The 26538-nt window shown below is 69.6% G+C and carries 25 protein-coding genes; 5 read left to right on the top strand and 20 right to left on the bottom strand.

What is annotated here, in order from left to right:
• The 3 genes from ACI6GS_RS12330 to ACI6GS_RS12320 form a co-directional block, all read right to left on the bottom strand.
• On the bottom strand, positions 1–1560 hold the full coding sequence (locus ACI6GS_RS12330) for a cryptochrome/photolyase family protein (protein ID WP_439813747.1): 1560 nt from the start codon (positions 1558–1560) through the stop codon (positions 1–3).
• A 68-nt stretch (positions 1561–1628) separates the two neighbouring features.
• A complete protein-coding gene (locus ACI6GS_RS12325) occupies positions 1629–2354 on the bottom strand; it encodes an META domain-containing protein (RefSeq protein WP_439813746.1) in 726 nt (241 codons plus the stop codon).
• Positions 2355–2450: 96 nt separating this feature from the next.
• Complete coding sequence (locus ACI6GS_RS12320; protein WP_439813745.1) at positions 2451–3149, bottom strand: pyridoxamine 5'-phosphate oxidase family protein; 699 nt, start codon at positions 3147–3149, stop codon at positions 2451–2453.
• A 33-nt stretch (positions 3150–3182) separates the two neighbouring features.
• Between ACI6GS_RS12320 and ACI6GS_RS12315 the strand changes: the two genes are divergently transcribed.
• A complete protein-coding gene (locus ACI6GS_RS12315; protein ID WP_439813744.1) occupies positions 3183–4082 on the top strand; it encodes a LysR family transcriptional regulator in 900 nt (299 codons plus the stop codon).
• A 27-nt stretch (positions 4083–4109) separates the two neighbouring features.
• Here the strand turns inward: ACI6GS_RS12315 and ACI6GS_RS12310 are convergent, their stop codons facing one another.
• From ACI6GS_RS12310 to ACI6GS_RS12295, 4 genes are all read right to left on the bottom strand, one after another.
• Positions 4110–6164: an ATP-binding protein gene (locus ACI6GS_RS12310; protein WP_439813743.1), complete on the bottom strand. Its 2055-nt coding sequence runs from the start codon at positions 6162–6164 to the stop codon at positions 4110–4112.
• Positions 6165–6196: 32 nt separating this feature from the next.
• Positions 6197–7696 carry an ATPase domain-containing protein gene (locus tag ACI6GS_RS12305; protein ID WP_439813742.1) on the bottom strand — a complete coding sequence of 500 codons (1500 nt, stop codon included), beginning with the start codon at positions 7694–7696 and terminating at the stop codon, positions 6197–6199.
• Between the two features lie 241 nt (positions 7697–7937).
• Positions 7938–8306, bottom strand: coding sequence for a YciI family protein (locus ACI6GS_RS12300; RefSeq protein WP_439813741.1), 369 nt, complete (start codon positions 8304–8306; stop codon positions 7938–7940).
• A gap of 83 nt (positions 8307–8389) precedes the next feature.
• Complete coding sequence (locus tag ACI6GS_RS12295; RefSeq protein WP_439813740.1) at positions 8390–8944, bottom strand: TetR/AcrR family transcriptional regulator; 555 nt, start codon at positions 8942–8944, stop codon at positions 8390–8392.
• A gap of 162 nt (positions 8945–9106) precedes the next feature.
• Between ACI6GS_RS12295 and ACI6GS_RS12290 the strand changes: the two genes are divergently transcribed.
• Both ACI6GS_RS12290 and ACI6GS_RS12285 read left to right on the top strand, forming a co-directional pair.
• Positions 9107–9490 carry a cupin domain-containing protein gene (locus ACI6GS_RS12290; protein WP_439813739.1) on the top strand — a complete coding sequence of 128 codons (384 nt, stop codon included), beginning with the start codon at positions 9107–9109 and terminating at the stop codon, positions 9488–9490.
• Positions 9491–9509: 19 nt separating this feature from the next.
• Entirely contained in the window at positions 9510–9998 is a 489-nt protein-coding gene (locus tag ACI6GS_RS12285; RefSeq protein ID WP_439813738.1) for a DinB family protein, read from the top strand.
• A gap of 9 nt (positions 9999–10007) precedes the next feature.
• On the opposite strand, the gene ACI6GS_RS12280 is transcribed toward ACI6GS_RS12285, so the two are convergent.
• From ACI6GS_RS12280 to ACI6GS_RS12245, 8 genes are all read right to left on the bottom strand, one after another.
• Positions 10008–10313 (bottom strand): putative quinol monooxygenase, encoded by a 306-nt coding sequence (locus ACI6GS_RS12280; protein WP_439813737.1) that lies wholly within the window; start codon positions 10311–10313, stop codon positions 10008–10010.
• A 96-nt stretch (positions 10314–10409) separates the two neighbouring features.
• Positions 10410–11984, bottom strand: coding sequence for a glutamine-hydrolyzing GMP synthase (gene guaA / locus ACI6GS_RS12275; RefSeq protein ID WP_439817959.1), 1575 nt, complete (start codon positions 11982–11984; stop codon positions 10410–10412).
• Positions 11985–12045: 61 nt separating this feature from the next.
• Entirely contained in the window at positions 12046–12567 is a 522-nt protein-coding gene (locus ACI6GS_RS12270; RefSeq protein ID WP_439813736.1) for a tetratricopeptide repeat protein, read from the bottom strand.
• 85 nt (positions 12568–12652) lie between these two features.
• On the bottom strand, positions 12653–13222 hold the full coding sequence (locus ACI6GS_RS12265; protein WP_439813735.1) for a tetratricopeptide repeat protein: 570 nt from the start codon (positions 13220–13222) through the stop codon (positions 12653–12655).
• A 47-nt stretch (positions 13223–13269) separates the two neighbouring features.
• Positions 13270–14544 carry an RsmB/NOP family class I SAM-dependent RNA methyltransferase gene (locus ACI6GS_RS12260; RefSeq protein WP_439813734.1) on the bottom strand — a complete coding sequence of 425 codons (1275 nt, stop codon included), beginning with the start codon at positions 14542–14544 and terminating at the stop codon, positions 13270–13272.
• A gap of 7 nt (positions 14545–14551) precedes the next feature.
• Positions 14552–16012: an IMP dehydrogenase gene (gene guaB / locus ACI6GS_RS12255; RefSeq protein WP_439817958.1), complete on the bottom strand. Its 1461-nt coding sequence runs from the start codon at positions 16010–16012 to the stop codon at positions 14552–14554.
• A gap of 154 nt (positions 16013–16166) precedes the next feature.
• A complete protein-coding gene (locus ACI6GS_RS12250) occupies positions 16167–16928 on the bottom strand; it encodes an RlmE family RNA methyltransferase (RefSeq protein WP_439813733.1) in 762 nt (253 codons plus the stop codon).
• Between the two features lie 22 nt (positions 16929–16950).
• Positions 16951–18084, bottom strand: a complete 1134-nt coding sequence (locus ACI6GS_RS12245; protein ID WP_439813732.1) for a Ppx/GppA phosphatase family protein — start codon at positions 18082–18084, stop codon at positions 16951–16953.
• A gap of 188 nt (positions 18085–18272) precedes the next feature.
• Between ACI6GS_RS12245 and ACI6GS_RS12240 the strand changes: the two genes are divergently transcribed.
• Entirely contained in the window at positions 18273–19739 is a 1467-nt protein-coding gene (locus tag ACI6GS_RS12240; RefSeq protein ID WP_439813731.1) for an amidase, read from the top strand.
• Positions 19740–19791: 52 nt separating this feature from the next.
• On the opposite strand, the gene ACI6GS_RS12235 is transcribed toward ACI6GS_RS12240, so the two are convergent.
• A complete protein-coding gene (locus tag ACI6GS_RS12235; protein ID WP_439813730.1) occupies positions 19792–20595 on the bottom strand; it encodes an SDR family NAD(P)-dependent oxidoreductase in 804 nt (267 codons plus the stop codon).
• A 153-nt stretch (positions 20596–20748) separates the two neighbouring features.
• Between ACI6GS_RS12235 and ACI6GS_RS12230 the strand changes: the two genes are divergently transcribed.
• Entirely contained in the window at positions 20749–21600 is an 852-nt protein-coding gene (locus ACI6GS_RS12230; RefSeq protein ID WP_439813729.1) for a phytanoyl-CoA dioxygenase family protein, read from the top strand.
• Between the two features lie 181 nt (positions 21601–21781).
• On the opposite strand, the gene ACI6GS_RS12225 is transcribed toward ACI6GS_RS12230, so the two are convergent.
• The 4 genes from ACI6GS_RS12225 to ACI6GS_RS12210 form a co-directional block, all read right to left on the bottom strand.
• A complete protein-coding gene (locus tag ACI6GS_RS12225) occupies positions 21782–22960 on the bottom strand; it encodes an acyl-CoA dehydrogenase family protein (RefSeq protein WP_439813728.1) in 1179 nt (392 codons plus the stop codon).
• 192 nt (positions 22961–23152) lie between these two features.
• The gene (locus tag ACI6GS_RS12220) at positions 23153–24307 is read right to left on the bottom strand and encodes a thiolase C-terminal domain-containing protein (RefSeq protein WP_439813727.1); all 1155 of its coding nucleotides are present in this window, start codon (positions 24305–24307) and stop codon (positions 23153–23155) included.
• A 14-nt stretch (positions 24308–24321) separates the two neighbouring features.
• Entirely contained in the window at positions 24322–24741 is a 420-nt protein-coding gene (locus ACI6GS_RS12215) for a Zn-ribbon domain-containing OB-fold protein (RefSeq protein ID WP_439813726.1), read from the bottom strand.
• A gap of 161 nt (positions 24742–24902) precedes the next feature.
• Positions 24903–26519 carry an AMP-binding protein gene (locus tag ACI6GS_RS12210; RefSeq protein ID WP_439813725.1) on the bottom strand — a complete coding sequence of 539 codons (1617 nt, stop codon included), beginning with the start codon at positions 26517–26519 and terminating at the stop codon, positions 24903–24905.
• Between the last annotated feature and the right edge of the window lie 19 nt (positions 26520–26538).

Genomic DNA, 26538 nt, shown 5'->3' with positions numbered 1-26538 from the left:
CTATGGGGCGAAGCCGCGATCGGTCCCGGTCGCGTCCAGGTGGGCCAGGAACGCCGTGGCCTGGGCGTGCAGGGCCTGACGCTCGTCCGGCGCCATGCGCTGGAGCGCGCGCACCATCTGGGCCATGCGCGGATTGCGGGCAAAGCGCTGGGCATGACGCCCCAGGAAGTCCCAGTACAGCGCATTGAAGGGGCAGGCGCCGGCCCCGATGCGGCGCTTCACGTCATAGCGGCAGCCCCCGCAATGGTCGCTCATCCGGTTGATATAGGCGCCACTGGCGGCATAGGGCTTGGACCCCAGCAGGCCGCCGTCGGCGAACTGGCTCATGCCGATCGTATTGGGCGCCTCCACCCATTCGAACGCGTCCATGTAGACGGCCAGGTACCATTCATGGACCTGCGTCGGCTCGATCCCCGCCAGAAGCGCGAAGTTCCCGGTGACCATCAGGCGCTGGATGTGGTGGGCATAGGCTTCGGCCCGGGTCTGGCCGATGCACGCCGCCATGCAGGCCATGTCGGTTTCGCCCGACCAGTAAAGCCAGGGCAGCGGCCGGCCGGCGCGCAGCGCGTTGCGCTCGACATAGCCCGGCATGTGCAGCCAGTAGACGCCCCGGACATATTCGCGCCAGCCGATGACCTGCCGGATGAACCCCTCCGCCGCATTCAGCGGCACACGCCCGGCCGCGTATTCCGCTTCGACCCGGCGACACAGGTCCAGCGGATCGATCAGGCCGACATTGATCAGGGGCGACAACACGCTGTGGAACAGGAAGCGCTGGCCCTCCAGCATCGCGTCCTGAAAATCGCCGAAGCGCGGCAGGGCGTGGCGCAGGAAATGGGCAACCGCCCGTTCGGCGTCGGCGCGCGTTACCGGGAACCAGAAATCGTCCAGCGTTCCGAAATTGTCCGGGAAGTGGCGCGCCACCAGGTCCAGCACGGCCCGGGTCGTGGCATCGGGGACCACGCGGGGCGGCTGCGGCATGAACAGGTCGGGGCGGGCCGGCTTGCGGTTCTCCGCGTCCAGGTTCCAGCGGCCGCCGACCGGCTGGTCCAGGTCCATCAGCAGCCCCGTCTTCCGCCGCATCTCGCGGTAGAAGTACTCCATGCGCAGGCTGCGCCGGCCCTTGGCCCAGGTGGCGAAGTCTTCGGGCGTGCACAAAAAGCGCGTGTCCGGGTGCAGGACGACCGTCGCGCCCAGGTCGGCCGCCCAGCGGCGCTGCATGTCCAGCACCCGCCACTCCGCCGCCTCGGTCGCAGCGATCGCCTGCGGTCGATGGCGTTCCACGGCACGGGCCAGTTCACCGCCCAGCGTGCCGGTATTCCGGGGATCGTCCAGCGTGACATAGTCGACGCGCCAGCCGCCCCCGCGCAATTCCTCGGCAAAGGCGCGCATGGCGGCCAGGATGAACGCCAGCTTGCGCTTGTGATGGGGGACGTAGCGGGTCTCGTCCGCCACCTCGGCCATCAGGATGACGTCATGCGCCGGATCGCCACCGGCCAGGATCTCAAGGCCCGGGCTCAACTGATCGCCCAGCACCATGCGCAGCGTGGCGACGCTCATCCACGAGCCCCTTCCGTCAGCAGGAGCCCCGGTCTACGGCCGGTGAGGCTGGTCGGTTCAGGCAGGCATCACGGCAATCGCCGCCAAGTGTAGGTGCCCGCCTCCTTCGCCAGCTTGGTATGCAGGCGATCCCCCTCCAGCCGGTAGTCACGCACCTGCAGCGCGGCGTCGGCGATCTGTGCCGCGACCGAACCCGCCGGGCAGGCTTGGCGGGCGCTGCCTGCAGGCTGCAGCTCCAGACGCCCCGTGACCGCGTCGACCGGCAGGGTGCGCCAGCGCCCCACCGCGCGGCTGCAATCCATGCGCAGGGCCAGGCGCCCGCCCTGCAGGAACTCCAGCACGAAGCGTTCCGGGTCCGGTGGCCGCACCGTGCCCACGGCGGCATCGCGCGAACGGAACTGGACCAGCTGCCAGCGGGTCCCGCCCAAGGCGGCCCCATCCTGTTCCTGGGCCCCGGCGTCGGCTCCCACCGCCTTGCACTGGCGGGGCGCGTGATCGGGCGCGGTCCAGGTCACCTCGTCCCCCTTGCCGCGCAGGTCGTGGCCGGCACCGGCATAGCGGAAGCCGGAGCCCGACGCCTGCTGTTCCAGCGCGACGTCATTGCCACTGCCGTCATGCAGGACGGCGACCCGGTCGTTGAACGAGATGGACAGCCGCGTGCCATCCTGGCAGGCGAAGACGACCGCCGGGCCGGATGCCGCCACGGCTGCGGCGCCGAGTGACGCCGCTGCACCCAGCGCCGCCGCAGCCAGCAGCAGGCGCCGGATCGGTACGCGAGGCGGTTTCGCCTTCATGTCGTGCGCAATCCTCCTGCCCCCAGGATGACACCGCCACCCCGAATGAGAAGCGGATTCGACTGGAATCACAGTCCAATCGGCCAATCCACCCGTTCAGGCGGCGCCCCCTGCTGCTGCGCGCAGGGCCGCGTTCTCGGCCTCCAGCGCGGCGATCCGGGCGCCCATCTTGTGCGTGGCCTCGGCCACTTCGGCGGTGGTGAAGCGGGGCTGGATGTGCTGCGAGCAGTTCCAGTCGAACGCCTCAAGGTGCAAGACGAACAGCCGCTCCGCCACCGCGCGGTAGGTCGGTCGCGACAGGCGCCGGGCCAGGTCGGGATCGTCGGCCGGCTTGCGGACCTCGGCCCGGGCCAGGATCTTCAGCCGCCGCCGGTTGGGATAGTCCATCAGGAACAGCGAGACGCGATCGTTGCCGGCCAGGTTGCCCAGGCTGATGTACTGCCGGTTGCCGCGATAGTCGGCAAAGCCCAGCGTGCGGTCGTCGAGGACCGTCAGGAACCCGGCGGGTCCGCCGCGATGCTGGACATAGGGCCAGCCGGTTTCGGAGACGGTCGCCATGTAGAAGCTGTCACGCGCCGCGATGAATGCCACCTCCGCCTCGGTGAAGCGGTCGAACTGGCGATCGCCAGTGAAGTCGTCCCACATCCCGGCGGCGCCGTTGGCGGCCTGGGCCGCCTTCACGCCGGGCGTGCGCGTCAGGTCGAGATAGGTATAGGTCATGGCCAGGTTCCCCGTGCCGATGGGCACACCCGGACTGTGGGCCCAGTCCGCCCTTCCAGGAACTGGCTGTTTCATGAAACCATCCTTCCGGAATATGGAAGGATCACGATGGACCGGCTGGCGGCGATGGCGGCCCTTGTCGCGGTGGTGGACAGGGGCAGCCTGTCCGCCGCGGCGCGCGCCCTGAACCTGCCGCTGCCGACCTTGAGCCGGCGTCTGGCCGAGCTTGAGGCCGGCCTGGGCACGCGCCTGCTGCTGCGGACGACGCGCAGGCTGGCCCTGACGGACGCCGGGGTCGACTACCTGGCGGCCTGTCGCCAGATCCTGGAGCAGGTGGCCGCGGCGGAACGCGCGGCGACCGGCGAATACCGCATGCCCAAGGGTGATCTGGTGGTCACCGCGCCCGTAGCCTTCGGTCGCCTGCATGTCCTCCCCGTCGTCGCGGACTTCCTGGCGCTGCAGCCCCAGGTGGCGGTGCGCCTGGCTCTGTCGGACACGCCGCGCGATCTGGTCGCGGAACAGATCGACGTGGCCGTGCGCATCGGCCGCCTGGCGGCGAGCACGCTGAAGGTGCAGCGCGTCGGCACCATCCGCCGGGTCGTGGTCGCCAGTCCCGCCTGGCTGGAGCGGCACGGCGCCCCCGCACAGCCGGCTGACCTGGCAGGCCAGTCGGCGATCGGCATCGACCCGCGCGCCCTGGAGACGACCTGGCGCTTTCACGCCGACCGCGGGGAACGGGCGCTGACCCTGCGCTGCCGCTTGGCCGTCTCCTCGACGGAGGCGGCGGTCGATGCCGCCGTGTCAGGCCTGGGTTTGGCCCAGGTCCTGCACTACCAGGCGGCGTCGGCGCTGCGCGCGGGGGCGCTCCGCATCGTGCTGGAGGCGCACGAGCCGGCCCCGGCGCCGCTCAGCCTGCTGCACCCCGGTCAGGGCCTGCTGCCGCTGAAGACGCGGGCCTTCCTGGACCACGCCTTGCCCCGCCTGCGTGCGTCGCTGCGCCTGGACTGAAGAACTGGCGCTCAAGGACCCAGGCGTTCAGGTGTCGCCGGCATGGGCCGGAACCGCACCGCGCGCATCTGCCAGCTGCAGCACCCGCGCGATCTCGGCCGCCAGTTCGTGCTGCTGATAGGGCTTGGCGATGCGCGGCAGGTTGATGTCGGTGCCGGCCGGCAGGTCGGCATAGCCCGTGGCCAGCAGGATCGGCAGGTCGGGCCGCAGGACGCGCGCCGCGCGCGCCAACTGCGCCCCGTTCATGCCGGGCATCGAATAGTCGGTCACCATCAGGTCGATCGCCTGCTGGTGTCGCAGGACGGCGAGCGCCTCGTCGCCTGAATTGGCCTCCACGACCGTATGGCCCAGCTCCGCCAGCATGTCGACCGTGCTCATCGCAACCAGGGCGTCGTCGTCGACCACCAGGACGGTCACGCACCGTGGGGCGGCAGCCTGTTCCGCCAATGGGGTGGGGTCCTCATCCGCCGCCGCGACGTCGGTGACCGGCAGCCACAGCTCCGCGCGCGTGCCTGATCCCACCACGCTGGTCAGGCGCAGCGCACCGTTCAGCTGCACCGCCAGGCCATGGACCATGGACAGGCCCAGGCCCGTCCCCTTGCCCAGCTCCTTGGTCGAGAAAAAGGGCTCCGTCGCCTTGCGCAGGGTTTCGCTGTCCATCCCCTCCCCGGTGTCGCTGACGACCAGGCGAACATAGGATCCGGGCGCCAAATCGGGTCCCGGCCCAACCTCGACCCGCTCGGCCGAGATCGTCAGCACGCCGCCGTTCGGCATGGCATCGCGCGCATTCACGACCAGGTTCAGCACCGCCAGCTCGACCTGGTTCGCGTCCATCATGACCGGGGGCAGGTCGTCGGGCAGGTCCCAGCGCAGGTCGACATCGGCCCCGGCCGACTGTTCGATCAGCCCCGACGCCCCGCGGATCAGGTCGGCCATGTCGCGTGGCGCCAGGGTCAGGTCCTGCCGCCGGGCAAAGGCCAGCAGGCGCTGGGTCAGGGCGGCACCGCGCAGCGCGCCCTGCAACGCGCCCTCGATCAGGTGCGCCGTGCGGGGGTCGTTTGGGACCCGGCGCCGCAGCAGGTCCAGGTTGCCCAGGACCGCGGTCAGCAGGTTGTTGAAGTCGTGCGCCACGCCGCCGGTCAGCTGGCCGATCATCTCGGTCTTCTGGGCCTGACGCAGCTGTTCCTCGGCCCGTTCGCGCTGCTCGATCTCGGCCAGCACGGCGGCATGGGCGCGGGTCAGTTCCGCCGTTCGCTGGGCAACACGCTCCTCCAGCATCTCGTTGAGACGGGTCAGCGCCTCCTGGCTCACCTTGCGATCGGTGATGTCCGAGGACACGCCGATCAGGCGCGGGTGCCGCCCTGCCCGGTCACGCACCAGGCGGGCGCGGATCTCCACCCAGCGGATGCCCCCGCCCGGCGCCAGCGTGCGGAACTCCACCGCACAGTCGCGGGTCCTGTCCCAGGCCTCCTGCACCGCCTGGGCCAGGCGTGCCCGGTCCTCCCGGTGGACACAGGCCAGGATGTCGGCGCAGGCCAGTGGCGCCTCCCCCGCCCGGTTCAGCAGGGCCCGGCATTCCGGCGACGCGGTCAGGACCCGGCTGGTCAGGTCCAGCTCCCACGTCCCCAGGTGCCCGGCGACCAGGGCCGTCCGCAGCCGCGCCTCGCCCTCGTGCAGCTCCTCCATGCGGTTGCGCGCCTCGAACTGGCGCTGGCGTCCCTTCAGGGCCATCCCGGCCAGACTGACGAACGTCTTGGCCTGGAACGGCCGCTCCAGCAGGGTGACGTTGCCGGCGACCTCATAGATGGCCATCGCATCGGGCGCCCGCTCGGTCGGCGGGACGCGGCGCGTCAGGACGATGATGGGCACGTCCGACCAGGCTGGCTGTGCCGCCAGGCGCTGGGCGATGCCGCGCAGGTCGGCGCCGCGCAGCGCCTCCTCCGCCACCACGGCAAAGGTCAGGTCGTCGTCCAGGCGGCTCTCGAACTCGGCCAGGCTGGGGCAGATCCCCGCGCGGATGCCGGCACCCTCCAGCAGCCTGTGGGCGACGGCCGCGTCCCGCCCGTGGGGAGCCAGGATCAAGGCGCGGGCTGTTGCGGAATTTGGAATGGCAGTTACTCGCTGGGGGGGTCGAGAAGCGGTTCCTTGCTGCCATAGAACCGCGGCACGCCGCGAAGGATCCCCTGGAACTGGTTCAGCGGATCGCCCAGGCTCAGGCCCTGGGGCCCGATGCGGAATTCGCGGATCGTATCCTCGTGCTGCCCGGTGCGCTTCTTGATGATCGACACCGCCCGCCGCACGGTGCCGATCGCCTCGAAATACCGCAGAAGGATCACGGTGTCGGCCAGGTAGGTGACATCGACCGGAGAGGTCATCTCCCCGATCAGGCCGTGCTGCGCCACGGTCAGGAAGGTGTTGGCCCCCTGCCGGTTCAGGTACTGGATCAGTTCGTGGACATGCAGGACCAGCGCATTTTCTTCCGGCATCGCCGCCTGGTAGCCGTTCAGGCTGTCGATGACGATCGTCCGGGCCTGCGCCTTCTGGACCCGCGCGCGGACGCGCTGGGCGAACTCGCCGGGGGACATCTCCGCTGCGTCGACCTGTTCGATATGCAGCATGCCCGCGTCGCGCAGCCCCTGGACGTCATAGCCCAGCGCCGCCGCCCGATCGACCAGCAGGCCCAGTTCCTCGTCAAACACGAACATCGCCGCCCGTTCGCCGCGGGCACACGCGGCGACAACGAACTGCAGTGCGAACAGGGTCTTGCCCGTGCCCGACGGTCCCAGGATCAGCGTGCTCGATCCCTGTTCCACACCGCCGCCCAGCAGGGCATCCAGGGGCGCGATTCCGCTGGACACGGGGTTGCGGGCAAAGCCGGTGCGATGCTCGGCCGCGATCAGGCGCGGGAAGACCGAGACGCCGCCGGTCGTGATCGTGAAGTCGTGATAGCCGCCGCGGAACGCCTGGCCACGGTACTTCAGCACGCGCAGCCGCCGTCGCTCCGCGCCATAGGTGGGCGACAGTTCCTCAAGCAGGATCACGCCATGGACAACACTGTGCGAGGTCTTGTCCGCCTGTTCGCTGGTCCTGTCGTCCAGCATCAGGACCGTGGCGCCCTGGCGCGCGAAATAGTGCTTGATCGCCAGGATCTGCCGGCGATAGCGCAGCGAGCTCTGCGCCAGAAGGCGGATCTCGGAGAGGCTGTCCAGGACGACGCGGCTGGGCCTGACCCGCTCGAACGCCTCGAACAGGGCGGTCGTCGTCTCGCCCAGTTCGAGATCAGAGGAATAGAGAAGCGTCTGCTGCTGCTCGGCATCCATCAGGCTCTCACCGGGGACGAGTTCGACCACCTCGATGTTTCCGTCGATGGTCCAGCCATGCGACGCGGCGCCGGCGCGCAGTTCCCGTTCGGTTTCCGACAGCGCGATGTACAGGCCGCGCTCACCCGCGGCAGCCCCCTCCAGCAGGAAGCGCAGCGCGATCGTCGTCTTGCCCGTGCCGGGATTGCCCTCCAGCAGGAAGACATGGCCCGCCATCAGCCCCCCGGCCAGGACGTCGTCCAGGCCGGGCACGCCCGTGCGCGCCTTTACAGGTTGGTCACTCTCACCGTCCAAGCAGATCTCCGATCGTCACCATCATGCCGTTCAGCGCACAGGACTGGACGGGCGGGGACGATCGATCGCGTGCAAACGGCCCCGGCAGCGGCGCGCTTCGCGCCCAGCCGGCCCCATGCCGACCTGGCGGGATCAGGCTCGATCCCGCCGACCCGGCGCGACAGGACAGTCCCGCCTGCCCGTCTTGGTTCAAACCCGGATTGCGCCATCTGGTTCCAAAGGCGGCAGCACTCGCACCGCATCACGCCAGGTCTGCCGCCTCGTACAGCGGGCGGATCTCGATCTCGCTGGGGCCGGGCATGGGATTGGGGCAGCGCCTGACCCAGGCGACGGCCTCATCCATGGCCTTGACCTGCCACAGCCAGTAACCCGCGACCTGATCGCCGGGCGGACCGAACGGCCCCATTGTTTCCCGCCGGGCCGGGCCGTCAAAGGCAACCCGAACCCCCGCCGAGGTCGGCTTCAGCCCGTCGCCCGCAAGCAGGATGCCGGCGCGCTCCAGATCCTCGTTGAACCGGCCCATTGCGGCCATCATCGCCTGGGACAGGGCATCGGCAACGAAGCCCCGTTCGCTGTCGGCCGTCGCCTTGACCAGCACCATCACCCGCATCGTCGTCCTCCTTCGCATGGACGGCCGCTCCGCCCTCCCTTCAAGACGCTGCAGCCGGCGACGCGCCGACACGCCCCGGCCCCTCAGGGTCGGCGGAGATAGCCGACGACCATCCGCGTCGCCTCCTCCACCAGCGCCTCGGCCGCGGCGTCGGACTGCATGTCCGGCCGGTGCAGCACCGCATTGTGGGCCAGCGCCTCGATCGTCGTGACGCAGACATAGGCGGCCAGGTCGAGGTCGAGGGGCCGCACCGCGTCCCGCCGCGCTTCCAGCGCCCGCCGGAACAGGACGAACAGTTCGCGGTCGAACACCTCGACCTCGTCCAGGCGCCCGGTCCGCGGCGTCTGCTCGGCCAGCACCCTGTGCAGACGCGGGTCGATGCGGTGGGCGCGGATCGCCAGCGCCACCATCGCGCGCACCGCCTGATCCAGCGCCATGTCGGCGATGGTGGCCATCGCCTCCTCCACCGTCGCCCTGATCTGGCGCGCGTGGCGATCGATCACCGCCGCGACCAGCGCGTCCTTGCCCGGGAAGTACTGGTAGAGCGAGCCGATGCTGACGCCTGCCTCCTCCGCGATGCGGTTGGTGCTGGCCCGGTCGAAGCCCTCGCGCACCAGAATGCGAGCGGTCGCCTCCACCAACGCCTCGACCGTGGCGCGCGACCGACCCTGGCTGGCTTGTTTCCTGGGATTGCTGAGCGGAGCACGAGCCAACGCGACACCCTCCCCATGCGAGTAGACTATGAGTAATAGCTCATATTTCATCATGAGCGTCCGAAGTCAACGCAAGCACGGCATCCCATGACAATCGAAACGTTCGCAATGGACGACCGCGTGGTCGCCTGCACGGGAGCGGGCTTCGCCCGTCCTATCCCTTTCGACGAGATTCCAGACAAATCCGTGACTGGAAGCCGCATCATGGGCCTGATGGACTTCACCGATGCTGAATCGGTTCATGCCGACCACTGGGAGGTTCACCCAGACGGCGATGAAATACTCTGCGTCGTCGATGGCACCCTTGGCATCAGCATCGAGCGCGCCGGCGAAACAGGCGAGACGCTGGTGCAGGCGGGGCAGGCCCTGATCGTGCCCCGCGCCTGCTGGCATCGCCTCCGCGTTGTGCAGCCTGGCCGCCTTCTGTTCCTCACGCCCAGCGCAGGCACCAGCCTGCGTCCCGCCACCTGAGCCGCCGCAGGAGAATCCCATGCAGCCTTATGCCCAGATGATCGACGTGAAGCGTTGGGCCGATCGCAGCCTGTGCGCGGCCATCGCCCGCGACATCGTCCCCCGGGGTGGCGACAGCCTGGGGCTCATGCTGCGCCTTCTGGACCACATCCACGCCGTCGACGTGATCTTCCAGCACCACCTGCTGGGCCGCCCGCACGGCTTCAGCGCCGCGCGTTCGGAAACGCTGCCGTCGCTGGAGGACCTGTCCGCCGGCCTGGACGCAGGCGGCGCGTGGTATGCCGCCTATGCCAGCGCCCTCACGCCAGACCAGGCGACGCAGGCGGTCGATTTCGTCTTCACCAGCGGCAAGCCGGCCCGCATGACGCGGGGGCAGATCCTGCTTCATGTCTGCCTGCACGGCACCTATCACCGCGGCAATGCGGGCGCCCTGCTCCAGCTCAACGGCCTGACGCCCGGCCGCGATTCCCTGACCGACCATCTTGAGGAGGTCGGCTGGGCCGCCTGAACGCGCCGGTCAGCGCTGGTCGGTGCGCAGCGGCGTCCAGATCGACACCGCACGCTCGCCCACCAGCAGGTCCGGCAGCGCCGCATGCCACGCGGCGCGATAGGTTCGGCCCAGCTGCACGCCCACGACATCGTCATGATCCGTCCAGGTCTCGTGCAGCAGGTAGTGGTCGGGATCGGCCGGATCGACATGCAACGTGGCGTTGAGGAACGTCGCCTCGCCCCGCATGGCGTCCAGCACGCCATTGAGCAGTTCCAGGAACCGCGCCCGCTGCCCATCGCGCACCTGGAACCCGATCACATAGGTCACCGCCATGACATCCTCACCGGCCATTCGTCGCCAGCGAGCATGGCGCGGCCTCAGCCCCCGTGGCGACGACCCGTCAGGTAATCACGCGCCCGGCCGGGGCCGCTATTCCCACTCGATCGTGCCGGGGGGCTTTGAGGTGATGTCGTAGACGACGCGGTTGATGCCCTTGACCTCGTTCACGATGCGGGTCGCGATGCGGCCCAGCAGGGTGTGGGGCATGGGATAGACGTCGGCGGTCATGCCGTCGGTCGAGGTCACGGCGCGCAGTGCCAGAACCTCGTCATAGGTGCGGAAGTCGCCCATCACGCCGACCGTGCGCACGGGCAGCAGGACCGCGAAGAGCTGCCAGATCTCGTGATAGAGGCCGGCGGCGCGGATCTCCTCGATCAGGATGGCGTCCGCCTTGCGCAGCACGTCCAGGCGCGGCTTCGTGATCGTGCCCGGCATGCGGATGGCCAGGCCCGGCCCCGGGAACGGGTGGCGGTCGACCAGCGTCGAGGGCAGGCCGAGCTCCCGCCCCAGGGCGCGCACCTCGTCCTTGAAGAGCTCGCGCAAGGGCTCGACCAGCTTCAGCTTCATGCGCTCGGGCAGGCCGCCCACATTGTGGTGCGACTTGATCGTGGCGCTGGGCCCGCCCCGGGCCGACACCGACTCGACGACGTCGGGATAGAGGGTTCCTTGCGCCAGGAAGCGGGCGTCGGTGAACTTCGAGGCTTCCTCGTCGAAGACGTCGATGAAGGTGGCGCCGATCACCTTGCGCTTCTGCTCTGGGTCGGTGATCCCCTCCAGCCGGCCCAGGAACAGGTCGGCGGCATCGCGGTGGACGAGCGGGATGTTGTAGTGGCCGCGGAACAGGCGCACCACCTCATCCGCCTCATCCTGGCGCAGCAGGCCGGTATCGACGAAGACGCAGGTCAGCTGGTCACCGATCGCCTCGTGGATCAGCACCGCGGCGACCGAGGAATCGACACCGCCCGACAGGCCGCAGATCACCCGCGCGTCGCCCACCTGGGCGCGGATGGCGCGGATCGCCTCGTCCTTGAAACTGGCCATGGTCCAGTCGCCGGCAAAGCCCGCGATCCGGTGGGTGAAGTTGCGGAGCAGCGCTGCCCCCTGCGGCGTGTGCGCCACCTCCAGGTGGAACTGCACGCCGTAGAAGTCGCGGGCCTCGTCCGCGATGGCGGCGAAGGGGGCGCCCTGGCTGATCGCGATCGGCCGGAAGCCGGGCGGGATCGCGGTGACGCGGTCGCCATGGCTCATCCACACCTCGGCCGACTGGCCCAGCGACCAGACGCCCTCGAACAGGCGGGACTGGCCAATCACCTCGACATGGGCGCGGCCGAACTCGCCGCCGGTATGGCCCGGCTCCACGGCACCGCCCAGGGCATCGCACATGGCCTGCTCGCCATAGCAGATGCCGAGCACCGGCACGCCGCGGTCCCAGATCCCGGCGGGCACGCGCGGTGCCTCGCTCTCCGTGACCGAGGCCGGGCCGCCCGAGAGGATGATGGCCCTGGCGTTGAGCCGCCCATCCGCGTCCCCCGTCCTGTCAAAGGGGACGATCTCGCAATAGACGCCGCTTTCGCGAACCCGGCGGGCGATCAGCTGCGTGAACTGCGACCCGAAATCGACGATGAGGACGCCGTCCCGCGCCGCCTGCTGTGACAATTCCCGTATTCCCCTGGTGCCGATTGAATCCCTGGATCCCGGCCAAGGCGGCCGGGCACGCCCGCCCTGTTCAGCCGCCGGAATCGGCGGGCACGGCCGCCGCCGACGCGGCCGGCTTGGCCGGGGGGTTGGCCTTGTAGCGCGCGACAGCGGTCGCCAGGGCCTGCTGCTGCTCGCAGGTCTGGCAGACCCGTGCCAGCCGGTCCAGATTGGCCTGCGCCTTCTCAAGCTCGCCCGCGTCGAGCAGGGCCTGGCCCTGGAGCTGCAGCGCGTTGCGCTCGTCCGGGTCGATCTCCAGCGCGATGCGATAGTACTTGGACGCCGCCTCCTTCTCCCCCTTGCGCTCGTGCACAAGGCCCAGCCAGGAATAGCCCTGGGCATTGTCGGGCTGGGCGACGACGGCGCGCTCGAACGCCTTCATGGCATCGTCCAGTTTCTGCGCGTCCAGCGCCTTCTGCCCCTCCGTCACCAGGGCCTGCGAGCGCGCGGCAAGGGCGGGCGGATCGGCGGCCAGGGCAGTCCCGGCCGGAAGTGCTGCCGTCGCGAAGGCCAGCAGGCCAAGGCCGAACAGGGCGGACGAAATCCTTGTCATCAACGGCACTCCAGGACGCACAGGGCTTGCGACCCTGCGAAGGGGACTGTTGTTCGGGTGAAGGCTGGTCCGTCCACGGCGTCGTTCAGCCGGCAGGCGTGAGGGCCGGGGTCGCCCCCTGCCTGGCCTTGGCTTCCGCCAGGCGGGCCTTCAGTTCCTCGTACTCGGCGCAGGCCGTACCGCACAGCGCCTGGAGCCGGGCCAGCTGCATCTCGGCCTTGGCGAGGTCGCCCACGGCGATGAATGTCTCGCCCAGATACTCGTTGGCGCCGAGGTGTTCCGGCTTCAACTCCAGCGCCCGGTAATAGTGGGTGAATGCGGCGTCATATTGGCCGAGCTTGCGGTTGACGAAGCCCAGATAGTTCTCGACATCCGCATTCGCCGGGTCGGCCGCGCGCGCCTGCGTGAAATGGCCCAGTGCGCCCTGCCAGTCCTGCGCCTGCACCGCGGCCAGGCCGGCGTCATAGCCGGGCGGGCGGGGCGGGGCCGCGGGTTCGGCCGTGGGCGGCGCGGCTCCTCCGCCCATCGCCAGCGCAGGTGGCCCCAGCGCCGGGCCCGCCAGTATCGCCGCGAGCAGGACCGCGAGCCCCCTGCGCGCGAAAGCCGTCCGGGCGCGGGCGGGGTCGGTGCGGTGCATCGCGGATGTCTGTGCCATGGATGGTCCAGAATACGAGTGCCCGGTGATCTGTCCAGCGCAACGCATCACGCCTCCCGTCCCCGCTCCAGCGCCGCCACGAAGAACCCGTCCGTGCCATGGACCAGTGGCTGCAGCAACAGCCCGGGACCGACCGCCGCGCCCGCCGGGAGGTCGCTGCCCAGGGCGTCGCGCCACAGGTCCGGGGCAGGCACGGCGCGCCAGCCGGGGCTGCGGGCAAGAAACGCCTCGACCTGGTCCTCGTCCTCCTCCGGCATCAGCGAGCAGGTGACATAGACCAGCCGCCCCCCGGGGCGGACGCGGCCCGCGCCCTGGTCGAGCAGGTCGCCCTGCGCCGCATGCAGCGCCGCCAGACTGTCGTCCGTCCAGCGCCAGCGCGCATCCGGACTGCGCCGCCAGGTACCCGACAGCGTACAGGGCACGTCGAGCAGCACGCGGTCGAACGTTTCCACCCCCGCCAGTTCCAGCTCCGCCGTGGCGCCTGCCCGCTCCAGGCGCGGCGCCAGGCGCGACAGGCGACGCGACGCAATGTCATGCGCGACCAGCCTGCCCCGGCCCTTCATCTGCGCCGCCAGGGCCAGGGTCTTGCCCCCGCCCCCGGCGCAGAAATCCAGCACGGCCTCGCCCGGACGGGCGCCGACCAGCAGCGCCGCCAGTTGCGACCCCTCGTCCTGGACCTCGACCAGGCCGTCGCGATAGGCCCTGGACGCCAGGACGTTGCCGCGCGCCGTGACGCGCAGGCCCACGGGTGACAAGGGGGATGGCGCGGTGTCGATGCCCTCCGCCGCCAGGGCCGCAGCGGCACCCGCACGATCGGTCTTCAGCGTATTCACGCGAAGGTCGAGCTCCGCCCGCCCGTCGAAGGCGGCGACGGCTGAGGCCAGGTCGGCACCGAAGCGGCGCCGCAGGCCCGGCAGGGCCCACTCGGGCAGATCCAGCCGGACCGCCTCTGACGCCTGGGCCAGCGCCTGGTCCATTCCCGCCAGCCGCGCCAGGTCGTCGGCGTCGAGCGGGGCCAGGGCATGGGGGCTGCCGTCGCACAGGGCGGCGGCGCTGGCGACGTCCAGGCCGTCATGGCGCACCAGAACGCCCAGCGCGTGCAGCCGTGGCTCTGGCCCCAGGGCATAGTCCAGCGACGCCCGGTGCCGCACCGCGGTCCAGACGATGCGCGAGATCTCGCGGCGGTCGCCGCCGCCGATATAGCGCCGCGAGCGGACATAGGAATCGAGGACGCGGTCGGCGGCGCGCTCGCCCGCCGCCAGGCTTGCCGCGATTTCGGCCAGGCACTCGGCGGCGGCGGCCACGCGGGCGGCGGGCCTCACGACGGCCTCAACGCGGCTGGGGGTAGTTGGGCGACTCGCGCGTGATGTCGACGTCGTGGACGTGGGATTCGCGCAAGCCCGCCCCGGTGATGCGGATGAACTGCGCCTTGCGCTGCATGTCGGCGATGGTCGCGTTGCCGGTATAGCCCATGGCGGCGCGCAGGCCGCCGACCAGCTGGTGGATCACGGCGTGGACCGAGCCCTTGTACGGCACCTGGCCCTCGATCCCCTCGGGCACCAGCTTCAGCGAATCCTTCACCTCCTCCTGGAAGTAGCGATCCGCCGAGCCGCGCGCCATGGCGCCGACAGAGCCCATGCCGCGATAGGCCTTGTACGAACGGCCCTGGTACAGGAACACCTCGCCCGGGGCCTCGTCCGTGCCGGCGAAGAGAGAGCCGACCATGGCGCAGTCCGCCCCCGCCGCAATCGCCTTGGCAAAGTCGCCCGACAGCTTGATGCCGCCATCGGCAATCACCGGCGTATCGCTGTCCCGCGCCGCGGAGACGGCGTCCAGGATCGCGGTCAGCTGCGGCACGCCGACGCCCGCCACCACGCGCGTGGTGCAGATCGAGCCGGGACCGATGCCGATCTTGATGGCGTCCGCGCCGGCATCGATCAGGGCCTTGGTCCCGTCGGCCGTGGCGACGTTGCCGGCCACCACCTGGGCATGATTGGACAGCTTCTTGATGCGGTTGACGGTTTCCAGCACGCGGGCGGAATGACCGTGCGCGGTGTCGACCACGACCAGGTCGCAGCCCGCCTCGATCAGCGCCTCGGCCCGCTGCAGGCCATCCTCGCCCACCGTCGTGGCGCCACCCACGCGCAGGCGGCCATGGCCGTCCTTGGAGGCATTGGGATGGGCCTGCGACTTCTCGATGTCCTTGACCGTGACCAGGCCGACCAGGCGATAGCTGTCGTCGACCACAAGCAGCTTCTCGATCCGGTGACGATGCAGCAGGCGCTTGGCATCGTCGCGGTCGATGCTCTCCTTCACCGTCACCAGGTTCTCGTGCGTCATCAGCTCGGACACGGGCTGGTCCGGGTTGGTGGCGAAACGCACGTCGCGATTGGTCAGGATGCCGACCAGCTTGCCGCCCGGTGCAACGACCGGAATGCCGGAAATCCCATGTTCGCGCATCAGCGCATGGGCCTGGGCCAGCGTCTGGTCAGGGCCGATCGTGACCGGGTTGACCACCATGCCCGATTCGAACTTCTTCACCTGGCGCACATGCTCGGCCTGGGCCTGCGGCGTCATGTTGCGATGGATGATGCCCAGGCCCCCGGCCTGTGCCATCGCGATCGCCATGGACGATTCGGTGACCGTATCCATGGCTGCCGAAATCAGGGGTATGCCCAGCTCGATCGTCTTGGTCACCCGGGTCCGGGTGCTGACCTGCGCCGGCAGGACGCTGGACGCAGCCGGTTCCAGCAGGACATCGTCGAAGGTGAGAGCTTCTCTGATCCGCAGCACGGTGCCTCCTGGAAAGCGAAGGGTCCTGCGGTGCGGGCGCTGCGGCGAAAGCCACTGCAATCCCCGACTCCGGTCGGGCCGTTCAAGTGGCGCGGCACTATAGAAGCGGTGTGTTACGAATGGTAGCGCCGCCGCACGCGTAGAGCGGGGTTCAGCCGTGCGTGCGGCGCAGGCCCTTGGCCACCACATACATCTCCGCCGAATCGGCGCGACTGGCCTTGGGCTTGGCGTGCTTCACTTCGGCGAAGTTCTGCTTCAGCAGGGCCAGCAGCTCGGCCTGGGTGCCGCCCTGCAGCACCTTGGCGACGAATGCGCCGCCGGGCGCCAGCACTTCCACGGCGAACAGGACGGCCACCTCGCACAGCGCGATGATGCGCAGGTGGTCGGTCTGCTTGTGCCCGGTCGCCGGCGCCGCCATGTCGGACAGCACGATGTCGGGCGAAGCGCCACCCAGGGCCGCGCGGACCTTTTCGGGCGCATCCTCGGCCAGGAAGTCCAGCTGCATGACGTCGGCACCGGGCACGGCGTCCATCGGGTTGATGTCGACGCCCAGCACGCGCCCCTTGGGCCCGACCTTGGCCACCGCGACCTGGGTCCAGCCGCCAGGTGCGGCCCCCAGGTCCAGGACCACGGCGCCGGGGCGCAGCAGCTCGAACTTCTCGTCCAGCTCCACCAGCTTGAAGGCGGCCCGGCTGCGATAGCCTTGCGCCTTGGCCGCGTGGACATAGGGGTCGTTCAGCTGGCGCTGCAGCCACAGGGTCGACGACAGGGTGCGCTTGCGCGCCGTCTTCACGCGTTCCTTCAGGGTGCGTGCCTGGCCTACGCCCGTGGGGGTGCCCCCGCCGGCCCGCGCGCCCGCAGCACCCTTTGCGCCGGCGCGTCCGCCAGGCTTGCCCGTCCCACTGCCTGCCACGTTCCGTCCTGCCTCGATGCGTTCAGCGCGCGGCGCCGATGGGGGTCGCCGCCGTCATGGCCTGGGCCGCCCGCTGGGCCTGGGCCGCCGCCTGCAGCGATGCCTGGCGATGCTGCCCCTGGATCAGGCCCAGGATCACGCCTTCGCGCAAGCCCCGATCGGCCACGCGCAGGCGCGGCGCCGGCCACAGGTCCAGCATCGCCTCCAGGATGGCGCAGCCGGCCACCACCAGGTCGGCCCGGTCCAGCCCCACGCAGGGCTCGGCCGAGCGTTCGGCAAAGGTCATGTGGGCCAGGCGATGCGACACGCGGCGCAGGTCCTCGCCCCCGATCCATGTACCGTCGACCCGCGTGCGGTCATAGCGGCGCAGACCCAGGTGGACCCCCGCCAGCGTCGTCACGGTGCCGGACGAGCCCAGCATCTGGAAATGGCCGCGCGCCACGCGCTGCGCCAGGCGGTTCTCGGCCTCGAACGGCGCCAGGGCGGCACGCACTTCCTCCACCATGCGGGCAAATCCCGCAGGCCCCAGGTCGGCCCCGCCATGGCGCTCGGCCAGGGTGACGACGCCCAGCGGCACGGAGGTCCAGGCGATCACCCCGATCTGCGAGCCGCGCACCGACAGCCAGGTCAGCTCGGTCGAGCCGCCGCCAATGTCGAAGATCATCGCTTCCCGCGCGGACGGATCGATCAGTCCGGCGCAGCCCATCACCGCCAGCCGCGCCTCCTCGGCCGGCGGGATCACGTCCAGCAGCAGGCCGGCCTCCCGCTGCACGCGCTCCAGGAATTGCGGTCCGTTTCCGGCCCGGCGGCAGGCCTCCGTCGCGACCGCACGCAGGTGGGTGACGCCCCGTCGCGCCAGCCGGCAGACGATGACCGCCAGCGCGTCGACCGTGCGGTCCATCGCGGCCTGGCTCAGCTGGCCGCTGGCGGCCAGGCCCTCGCCCAGGCGGACGATGCGGGAAAAGGCGTCGACCACGCGCAGGGAGCCGACACCCCCCTCGCGCGCCACCAGCAGGCGGCAATTGTTGGTGCCCAGGTCGATCGCGGCATAAAGCGGGATGGTGCGCCCAGGCTGGGCGCCCGCGTGCCCCGCTGGCTGTCCGCCGCCCAGGACCGGTCCGCGCGCATCGTCGATCATGATGCGCGGGTCACTCAAAACACACCTCGTGGGGCCGGTACGGAACGCGAAGGATAGCAGAGCCACGCTGCAGTGCGAAAGCACCAGTCGTCCCCCCGCCGAGAGATGGCAGGGTCCGGACCGCCAGGGGTTGGCAGCGCCCACATGTTCGGCCGACACTGCGCGCCAACGACATCCGGGTGCGAACGGAAAATAGGGGAAACGCCATGGCCGATGCCGACCTGCACTTTTCAAGCGCCAGTGCGCTGGCGGCCCTTGTCGCCGCGCGCAAGGTCAGCGCGCGCGAACTGCTGGACCATTTCGCGGCCCGCGTGGAACGGCACAATCCGGCCCTGAACGCCGTCGTGGCCCTCGACCTCGACCGCGCCCGCGCCTCGGCGGACGCTGCCGACGCCGACCTGGCACGCGGCCGCAGCCATGGCCCCCTGCACGGCCTGCCCATCACGATCAAGGATGCGTACGAGGTCGCGGGCGTCGTCTCGACCGGTGGCTCGCCCGACTATGCGGCCCACGTCCCGCAGGCGGATGCGGTGGCCGTCGCGCGGCTGAAGGCGGCGGGCGCCATCGTCTTTGGCAAGACGAACGTCCCGTTCCTGTCGGCCGATTTCCAGACCTATAACCCGGTCTATGGCACCACCAACAATCCCTGGGACGTGCGTTGCGGCCCCGGCGGCTCGTCCGGCGGCTCGGCCGCCTCGGTCGCGGCGGGCCTGACCGCGTTCGAATATGGCAGCGACATTGGCGGCTCGATCCGCACGCCTGCGCATCTGTGCGGCGTGTTCGGGCACAAGGCGACCTTCGGCATCGTGCCCAAGCACGGCCACATCCCGCCGCCGCCCGGCACCCATTCCCAGGCCGACCTGTCGGTACTGGGTCCGCTCGCCCGCAGCGCCGGCGATCTGGACCTCCTGCTGGCCGCGACAGCGGGGCCGGAAGCAGCAGCCGCCAAGGGGCTGAGCCTCAATCTCCCCGCCCCGCGCGCGACGACGCCCAAGGGCCTGCGCGTCGCCGTCTGGCTGGACGATCCGCATTGCGAGATCGACAGCGAATCGGTTGCCCTGATCGAACGTGCCGCGGCCGAGCTGGAAAAGGCAGGGGCCACGGTTGACCACGCCGCGCGTCCCGACTTCACCCTGGCCGAATCGACCGAGATCTATCTGACCCTGCTGCACGCGACGGTCGCCGCCCGCTTCCCCGAGCCGGTGCGCCAGAAGTGGATCGAGTTGAAGCAGCGCCTGCCCGCGACCGACATGAGCCACCGCGCGCTCCAGGCGCGCGGTGCCACGATCAGCCACGCCGACTGGTTGACCATGCACGAGCGGCGGGAAGGCCTGCGCGCCAAATGGGCCCGATTCTTCGAGGGCGTCGACGTCGTCCTGGCCCCGGTCATCCCCCGCCCCGCCTTCCCCCACGACCAGCAGAGCGACTTCCACGCCCGCCGGCTGGACGTCAACGGGGTGCAGCGGGAATACCTGGACGCCCTGATCTGGGCGGGGCCAGCCGTCGCCGCCTACCTGCCCGCCAGCGTCGCCCCCGTCGGCCTGACCCGCGCCGGCCTGCCCGTCGGCGTCCAGATCATCGGCCCCTATCTTGAGGACCGCACGACCATCGCCGTCGCCGGCATGATCGAACAGCTCCTCGGCGGCTTCGTCGCTCCGCCCGACTTCCGGTAGGGAGACAAGCCCTCGGGGAAAGGGGGCGCCGGCCTGGCAACGCGCGCTGCCTTCAAATCGCCGAATAGCCGCCGTCGACCACGATCTCGGCGCCGGTGACATAGCGCGAGGCGTCGCAGGCCAGGAAGGCGATCACCGCGGCGATGTCGTCGGCAGCCCCGAAGCGGCCCATGGGAATGCGGCGCAGCCAGTCGCCGACGATCTCCTCAGGGCTCAACACGCGGCCGGTCGCATCCTTCGGCGCCTCGTGCTCGGCGCCCAGGTTGGTGGCGGTGGGGCCCGGATGGATCGAGTTGACCCGGATGCCGGCCGGCGCCAGTTCGGCGGCGACCGCCTTGGACAGCATCTTGATCGCCCCCTTGGACGCCGAATAGGCCGAGTATCGGTCGCCCACGATCTGGCCATAGATCGAGGAGACGTTGATGATCGACGGGCCTGTGCCGTGCGCTGCCGCCGTCTCGGTCATCAGGGGGATCGCCGCCTGCATGCCCATGAAGGGCCCCTCGACATTGATCGCGTATTGCCGGCGCAGGGCCTCCAGCGGCGTCTCCAGGAACGGCTTGGCCAGCATGATCCCGGCATTGTTGAGCAGGATGTCCAGGCGGCCATAGCGGCTGCGCACCGTCTCCAGCACGCCGGGCCAGCCCGCCTCCTCCGTCACGTCCTGCTGCACGGCCAGCGCCGACCCCTGGTCCAGGCTGGCGACCGTTTCCTCGACTGACGCCAGATTGCGGTCGGTCGCGACCACGATGGCGCCCAGGCCGGCAAGCGTCGCGGTCGCGGCCCGGCCGATTCCGGAGCCCGCCCCCGTCACCAGCGCCACGCGCCCCGTCAGATCGAACAAGTGTGCCGACATGCGTCCCTCCCCCGTTGCGGGGGCGGAGTGTGGCGGCCCCCGCGCGCCCTGGAAAGGCTGCAGATCCTCTAGAACATTGTTTTCATGGCGCGCTGAACGGCGTTATCCTGGGACCCGCGAAGGGCCACAGAGCCCGCCCGAGGGAGGACACGCATGGACCGGATCGACGACAGTCCGAGGCTCCGCTACGCGGCCGAGGCGGAAGCCTATGCCCGCGATGGCGCCGTGATGATGCGCGGCCTTCTGAAGCCCGACGCCCTGGCGAAGCTCGAAGCCGCCTTCCACTGGAGTTGCGACAATCCGACCAAGGTGGGGCGCGACATGTATCCGGGCTCCGGCGCCCGATTCCATCAGGACAACGGCAATCCGGCGGCGCTGCAGCGCTATGTCGACCTGATCCACGAAACCGGCCTGGCCGACATCGCAGCCGCCCTGTGGGGTGTCGACGACGTCTGGTTCCTGGGCGAACAGGTCTTCTGGAAGGAGGGTGAGAGCCGCCGCACCGCCTGGCACCAGGATACCTCCTACGGCAATTTCCAGGGCGACGAACTGGCCGGCTTCTGGATCACCTTCGACCCCGTCGCCCGCGCCGACGCGCTTGAGGTCGTGCGCGGCTCGCACAAGGGGCCGCTCTACACCGCCGTCCGCTTCGCACCAGAGGACGACACCGCGCCGCTGTACGAGGGCAGCGCCATGCCGCCGATCCCGGACGTCGAGAGCGAGCGGGAGAAGTGGGACATCATCGGCTGGGCGTCGGAGCCGGGCGACGTGCTGGTCTTCCACCCGTCCAGCCTGCATGGGGGCGCCCCCACCCATCCGGGGCGGCAGCGCCGCACCCTGTCGCTGCGCTTCCACGGCCCCAATGTGCGCTACCAGCCGCGTCCGACGGCGATCGGCTCCTCGCTCGTCGGCGACATCCAGACTCGCGGCCGCGAACTGGACCGCGAGGGCCATATGAAGCCGGGCGACCCGTTCCGGCTGGCCGAACTCGTCAAGGTACGGTAGCAGTCGTTTCCCATTACTCGGGCGATCTCCACTTTTCCATACCTACGTGCCCCGGTTTATCCGGGGCACCCATGAACCGACCGTGACGATAGCCCGACGGTTGCACCATGGGTCCCCCGGATAAACCGGGGGACGTAGGTTGGTTTGGCGGAACCGACCCGACTCGACCTCCGCGCGCGCCTCACCCGCCGAGCGACGTCCGGCGGCCTTCGTACATCGGCTGGCTCAGGCCCAGGACCAGGTGGGCAACGCCTGACGTGTGCATCTCGGTCGCCCCTTCCGCGATCAGCTTGGTGCGGGCGTCGCGGAAATAGCGGTTCACGCCGGTCGAATCCATCATCCCGCTGCCGCCCCAGAACTGCAGCAGCGTGTTGCACACCTCGAACGCCGTCTCGCAGACATAGGCCTTGCACATGGAGCCCATGGGCAGGGTCATCGTCTTCTCGTCCGCCATGCGCGTCGCGTTGTAGAGCAGGCTGCGGCATGCCTCGATCTTGTTGAAGCAGTCCGCCATCTTGAACGAGATGGGTGAGAGGTTGTGCATCGGCGCGCCGTACAGCTGGCGCTGCTTGATATAGGCCAGCGTCTTGTCGAACAGGCCTTCCGCACAGCCCAGCGACGTCGCCGCATGGCCCATGAAGCTGACCTGGTTCACCGGCGCGAAGTCGGCATTGCCGGTCAGCAGGTCGCCCAGCACGTTCTCCGGCGCCACGTCGATGTCGGTGAAGCTGATGGGACCTGTATTGGTGCCGCGCCAGCCCAGCTTGTCCTCATAACTGTCGACCGAGAAGCCCGGCTGCTCCTTCTCCACGATGACGACGCCATAGCCTTCCTGCCCGTCGCGGCTGGTCCGCGCCATGACCAGGTAGGTTTCGCCCTCGCCTTGCGTGCAGAACAGCTTTGCCCCGTTGAGGCGATAGCCATTGCCGTGCGCGACCAGCTTCGTCTGGTGCACGGCGGTGTTGCCGGCCCCCGCCGGCTCGGTCTGGGAGAATGCCATCAGGCGCTCGCCGGTCGCCGACTTCGGCAGGATGCGCTGCTTCTGCTCGGCATTGCCCAGCAGGTTGACGACCCCAGGGCACAGGATCATCTCGACCGACAGCAGGCCGGCGAAGGCGGGGCTGGCCTTGGCGATCTCCTCCAGCACGACGCAGGCGGTGGTGATGCCCTGGTCCGTGCCGCCATACTCCTCCGGGATGGTCAGGCCGAAGAAGCCCAACTCCGCCGCCTTGTCGACCAGGCTGCGCGGGGTGCGCTCCTCCCGGTCGATCTGCTGGGCCAGCGGCTCCACGTCCTTCTGGGCGAAGCGTCGCGCCGTGTCCTGGATCTGCTTCTGGTCGTCCGTCAGGAAGTAGGACATGCGTTCCTCCCGCTTTTTGTTTTGGTTTTGTTGGACCGGCAGCACCGGATGCTTCGAGACGCGGGTCTTTGACCCGCTCCTCAGCATGACGCCGTTGTTTTACTTCCCAACCTCACCGTCATCCTGAGGAGGGCCTGAAAGGCCCGTCTCGAAGGATCCAGGCGCCGACGCCTCCGCCCGCGCCTCTCAGCCTCAGGCCTTCTCCAGGATATGGATCACGCAGGCGCTCCCCACGCCCGGTGCCCCGCCTACCACATGCGTCATGCCCAGCCGTGCCCCTTCGACCTGGCGGGCGCCGGCGGCACCGCGCAGGTGGGTCGCCACCTCGTAGATGTTGGCGATGCCCGTGGCGCCCAGCGGGTGGCCCTTGGAGAGCAGGCCGCCGGAGACGTTGACCGGGATCCGCCCGCCCAGCGCCGTCTCGCCGTCGTCGATCATGCGCCCCGCTTCGCCAGGCGCACACAGGCCCAGGTTCTCGTAGTGCACGATCTCGGCCGTTGCGAAGCAGTCGTGCAGTTCGATCAGGTTGATGTCGTCGGGCCCGACGCCTGCCGCCTCATAGGCCTGCTTCGCGCAGTTCTGCGTGACCGCGTTGAAATCGGTGGAGGCAAAGCCACGCTCCACGAACGGATTGCTCGTCATCTGGGAAGCCCGGACCTTGACCGCCCGGTCCATGAGGCCCAGGCGCTTCACCGTCCGCTCCGACGCCAGGACCGCCGCGGCCGAGCCGTCGACGTTCACCGAGCACATCAGCTTGGTATTGGGATAGGAGATCATCTCCGAGCCCATCACCTCCTCCAGCGGCGTCTCCTTGCGGTACATCGCCTTGGGGTTGAGGGTCGAATGGTGGTGGTTCTTCACCGACACCTTGGCGAACTGCTCGAAGGTCGTCCCGTACTGTCGCTGATGCTCGATGCCGATCTGGGCGAACATCGCGGGCGTCGTGCCGGAGCCGAGGACTCCTTCGGCGACGAAGCCGCCGCGCCCGGCAGAGCCCAGCAGCCCCTTGCCCATCTGCTCGACGCCCACCGCCAGGACCATGTCATAGAGGCCGGCCTTGATCGCGATCCAGCCGTCGCGGAACGCAGTGGCCCCGGTCGCACAGGCATTCGCCACGTTGACCACGGGAATGCCGGTCAGGCCGATCTCGCGCAGCAGGCGCTGGCCGACCATGGCATTGGCCTCGCCCAGGTTGCCGCAATAGAGCGCCTGGATATCGGCCATGGTGACCCCGGCATCGTCCAGCGCCAGCAGGGCCGCCTCAGCCGCCAGGTCGGGCACCGTCCGGTCGGGGAAACGGCCGAACCGGATCATGTCCACGCCGATGATGTAGACGTCGTCGCTCATGGTCGTCCTCCCGCTCAGGCCGGAATGAAATAGGGGGCGATGAAGGCGCGGCCTTCCGCGTCCTTCTGCCCGGTGTCGCGGATCACCACGCGCACGGGCATGTCGAAGGGCAGCGCCGCCGGGTCGGGCGTGACGTCGGTCAGGGTGCCGTTGATCGTGCCGCCGCCCTCCAGGTCGATCACCGCCGCGACAAAGGGCACGGGCACGCCCGGAAACGAGCGGTGCACGATCGTGTACGAATAGAGCCTGCCCCGGTCCCCCAGGTGGATCGGCTGCAGCGTGTCGCGGCCCAGGCACTTGGCGCACACCTTGCGCTCGCCGACATAGACGCTGCCACAGGCGCTGCACTTCGACCCGGCCAGAAAGGGCTGCCCCTGCTCCGGCACCTTCAGATAGGGCACGGCAGGCTTCACCTGCCCGGTGGTCGCTGTCATCAATGATCCTTACCCAATCGCGGCTTCAACATCCTTCGAGACGGCCCTGCGGGCCTCCTCAGGATGACGCCTGCAGGAATTATCCAATCAATCCAACGGCGTCATGCTGAGGAGCCGGCCATCCGGCCGGCGTCTCGAAGCATCCGTCGCCACGGTCACGCCTACTCCGCCGCCTTCACGGGCGACCCGGCCGAGGCGGCGGAGGCGGTGCCGCCGAAGCGGACGCGCAGCGCCTTCTTGTCGGGCTTGCCCACCGGCGTCTGGGGCACGGCGTCGATGAAATGCACGGTCTTGGGCGCCTGGACCGAGCCCTTCTTGGCATGGACGAGCGAGATCAGTTCCGCCGCTTCGACGCTCTGGCCGGGGCGCAGGACGATGCAGGCGGTGACCGTCTCGCCCCACTTCTCGTGCGGCACGCCGATGACGGCTGCCTGCGCCACCGCGGGGTGGGATGACAGCACGTCCTCGACCTCGCGCGGGTAGACGTTGAAGCCGCCGGTGATGATCATGTCCTTCTTGCGGTCGACGATGCGCAGGAAGCCGTCCGGATCCTTCACCGCCACGTCGCCCGTGTGCAGCCAGCCCCCGGAAAAGGTCTCCGCCGTCTGCTCCGGCTTGTTCAGGTAGCCGCTCATGACCAGCGGCCCGCGCACGCAGATCTCCCCCGGCTCGCCGTCGGCCACTTCGCGGTTCTCGCTGTCCAGCAGGGCGACATGCACAAAGGGCACCGGCCGGCCACAGGATTCCAGCCGCTTCGGATTGGTCGGGTCGTGCTCGGCCTTGCGCATGACGGTGACCGTCATCGGCGCTTCCGCCTGGCCATAGAACTGGAAGAAGACGGGGCCGATGCGCTCGATCGCCTCCTTCAGCCGGGCGGGCGACATCAGGGAGGCGCCGTAGAAGATGGTCTCCATGCTGCGCAGGTTGAACTCGTCGAAGCGCGGATGATCCAGCAGGGCATAGATCATCGTCGGCACGAGCAGCGTGCAGTTGATGCGATAAGTGTCGATCGCCTGCAGCACGGCGAGCGGGTCGAAACCCGGCTGCACGACCAGCGAGCCGCCCTTCAGCAGGGTCGGCAGGAACAGCGCGGCACCCGAATGGCTGAGCGGCGCACAGACCAGCACGCGGGGGCTGGCGGGCCATTCCCATTCCGACAGCATGATGGTCAGCGTCGCCAGGCCGTTGCGATGGTTGCCCATGATCGCCTTGGGCTTGCCCGTCGTGCCGCCCGAATAGGACAGGCGCACGATCTCGTCGCCATTGACCTTGGGCGCCACCAGGGGCCCCGCGTCAAAACCCGCGGCCTTGGCGGCCAGGTCGTGGCCGACGCCCGCAGGACCAAAGGACAGGACCGTCTTGACCTGTGGCACGCGGGTCAGGAGTTCCTTCGCCTTGCCCTCGAACTTCACGGGATCGAAGATCAGCGCCTCGATCCCCGCATCCTCGACGACGTAGACATAGTCCTCGATGGCGCCCATCGGGTGCAGCGGCACGACCACGCATCCGGCCAGCGACGCGGCATTGCCGGCGAACAGCACTTCCGGCCGGTTGGCCGACAGCATGGCGATGCGGGTGCCCGGCTTCAGACCCAGGGCCTTCAGCGCCTGGGCGTACTGGCTGGTCAGGTCGCGCACGTCGCGCACCGACAGCGTGCCCCCCTCCGTCATGTGGATCAGCGGCCGGTCACCGCCCTGGTTCAGGGCGTTGGCCAGCAGGTGCACGCCGAACAGTTCCTCGTGCAGTGCCGCTGCGGCTGCTGCCTCGCCTGACGCCATTGTCGTTTCCTCGCCCTCA

Source organism: Zavarzinia sp. CC-PAN008 (assembly GCF_051903925.1).
Classification (GTDB): domain Bacteria; phylum Pseudomonadota; class Alphaproteobacteria; order Zavarziniales; family Zavarziniaceae.
This window is presented reverse-complemented; position numbering and strand designations above follow the sequence as displayed.

Excerpts from the sequence above, each read along its gene's own strand:
- ACI6GS_RS12320 (WP_439813745.1), bottom strand. The coding sequence starts at position 3,149 with ATGAAACAGCCAGTTCCTGGAAGGGCGGACTGGGCCCACAGTCCGGGT.
- ACI6GS_RS12240 (WP_439813731.1), top strand. The coding sequence starts at position 18,273 with ATGGCCGATGCCGACCTGCACTTTTCAAGCGCCAGTGCGCTGGCGGCC.
- ACI6GS_RS12210 (WP_439813725.1), bottom strand. The coding sequence starts at position 26,519 with ATGGCGTCAGGCGAGGCAGCAGCCGCAGCGGCACTGCACGAGGAACTG.
- ACI6GS_RS12230 (WP_439813729.1), top strand. The coding sequence starts at position 20,749 with ATGGACCGGATCGACGACAGTCCGAGGCTCCGCTACGCGGCCGAGGCG.
- ACI6GS_RS12300 (WP_439813741.1), bottom strand. The coding sequence starts at position 8,306 with ATGCGGGTGATGGTGCTGGTCAAGGCGACGGCCGACAGCGAACGGGGC.
- ACI6GS_RS12220 (WP_439813727.1), bottom strand. The coding sequence starts at position 24,307 with ATGAGCGACGACGTCTACATCATCGGCGTGGACATGATCCGGTTCGGC.
- ACI6GS_RS12280 (WP_439813737.1), bottom strand. The coding sequence starts at position 10,313 with ATGGCGGTGACCTATGTGATCGGGTTCCAGGTGCGCGATGGGCAGCGG.
- ACI6GS_RS12325 (WP_439813746.1), bottom strand. The coding sequence starts at position 2,354 with ATGAAGGCGAAACCGCCTCGCGTACCGATCCGGCGCCTGCTGCTGGCT.
- ACI6GS_RS12270 (WP_439813736.1), bottom strand. The coding sequence starts at position 12,567 with ATGACAAGGATTTCGTCCGCCCTGTTCGGCCTTGGCCTGCTGGCCTTC.
- ACI6GS_RS12290 (WP_439813739.1), top strand. The coding sequence starts at position 9,107 with ATGACAATCGAAACGTTCGCAATGGACGACCGCGTGGTCGCCTGCACG.
- ACI6GS_RS12235 (WP_439813730.1), bottom strand. The coding sequence starts at position 20,595 with ATGTCGGCACACTTGTTCGATCTGACGGGGCGCGTGGCGCTGGTGACG.
- ACI6GS_RS12330 (WP_439813747.1), bottom strand. The coding sequence starts at position 1,560 with ATGAGCGTCGCCACGCTGCGCATGGTGCTGGGCGATCAGTTGAGCCCG.
- ACI6GS_RS12315 (WP_439813744.1), top strand. The coding sequence starts at position 3,183 with ATGGACCGGCTGGCGGCGATGGCGGCCCTTGTCGCGGTGGTGGACAGG.
- ACI6GS_RS12265 (WP_439813735.1), bottom strand. The coding sequence starts at position 13,222 with ATGGCACAGACATCCGCGATGCACCGCACCGACCCCGCCCGCGCCCGG.
- ACI6GS_RS12215 (WP_439813726.1), bottom strand. The coding sequence starts at position 24,741 with ATGACAGCGACCACCGGGCAGGTGAAGCCTGCCGTGCCCTATCTGAAG.
- ACI6GS_RS12285 (WP_439813738.1), top strand. The coding sequence starts at position 9,510 with ATGCAGCCTTATGCCCAGATGATCGACGTGAAGCGTTGGGCCGATCGC.
- ACI6GS_RS12225 (WP_439813728.1), bottom strand. The coding sequence starts at position 22,960 with ATGTCCTACTTCCTGACGGACGACCAGAAGCAGATCCAGGACACGGCG.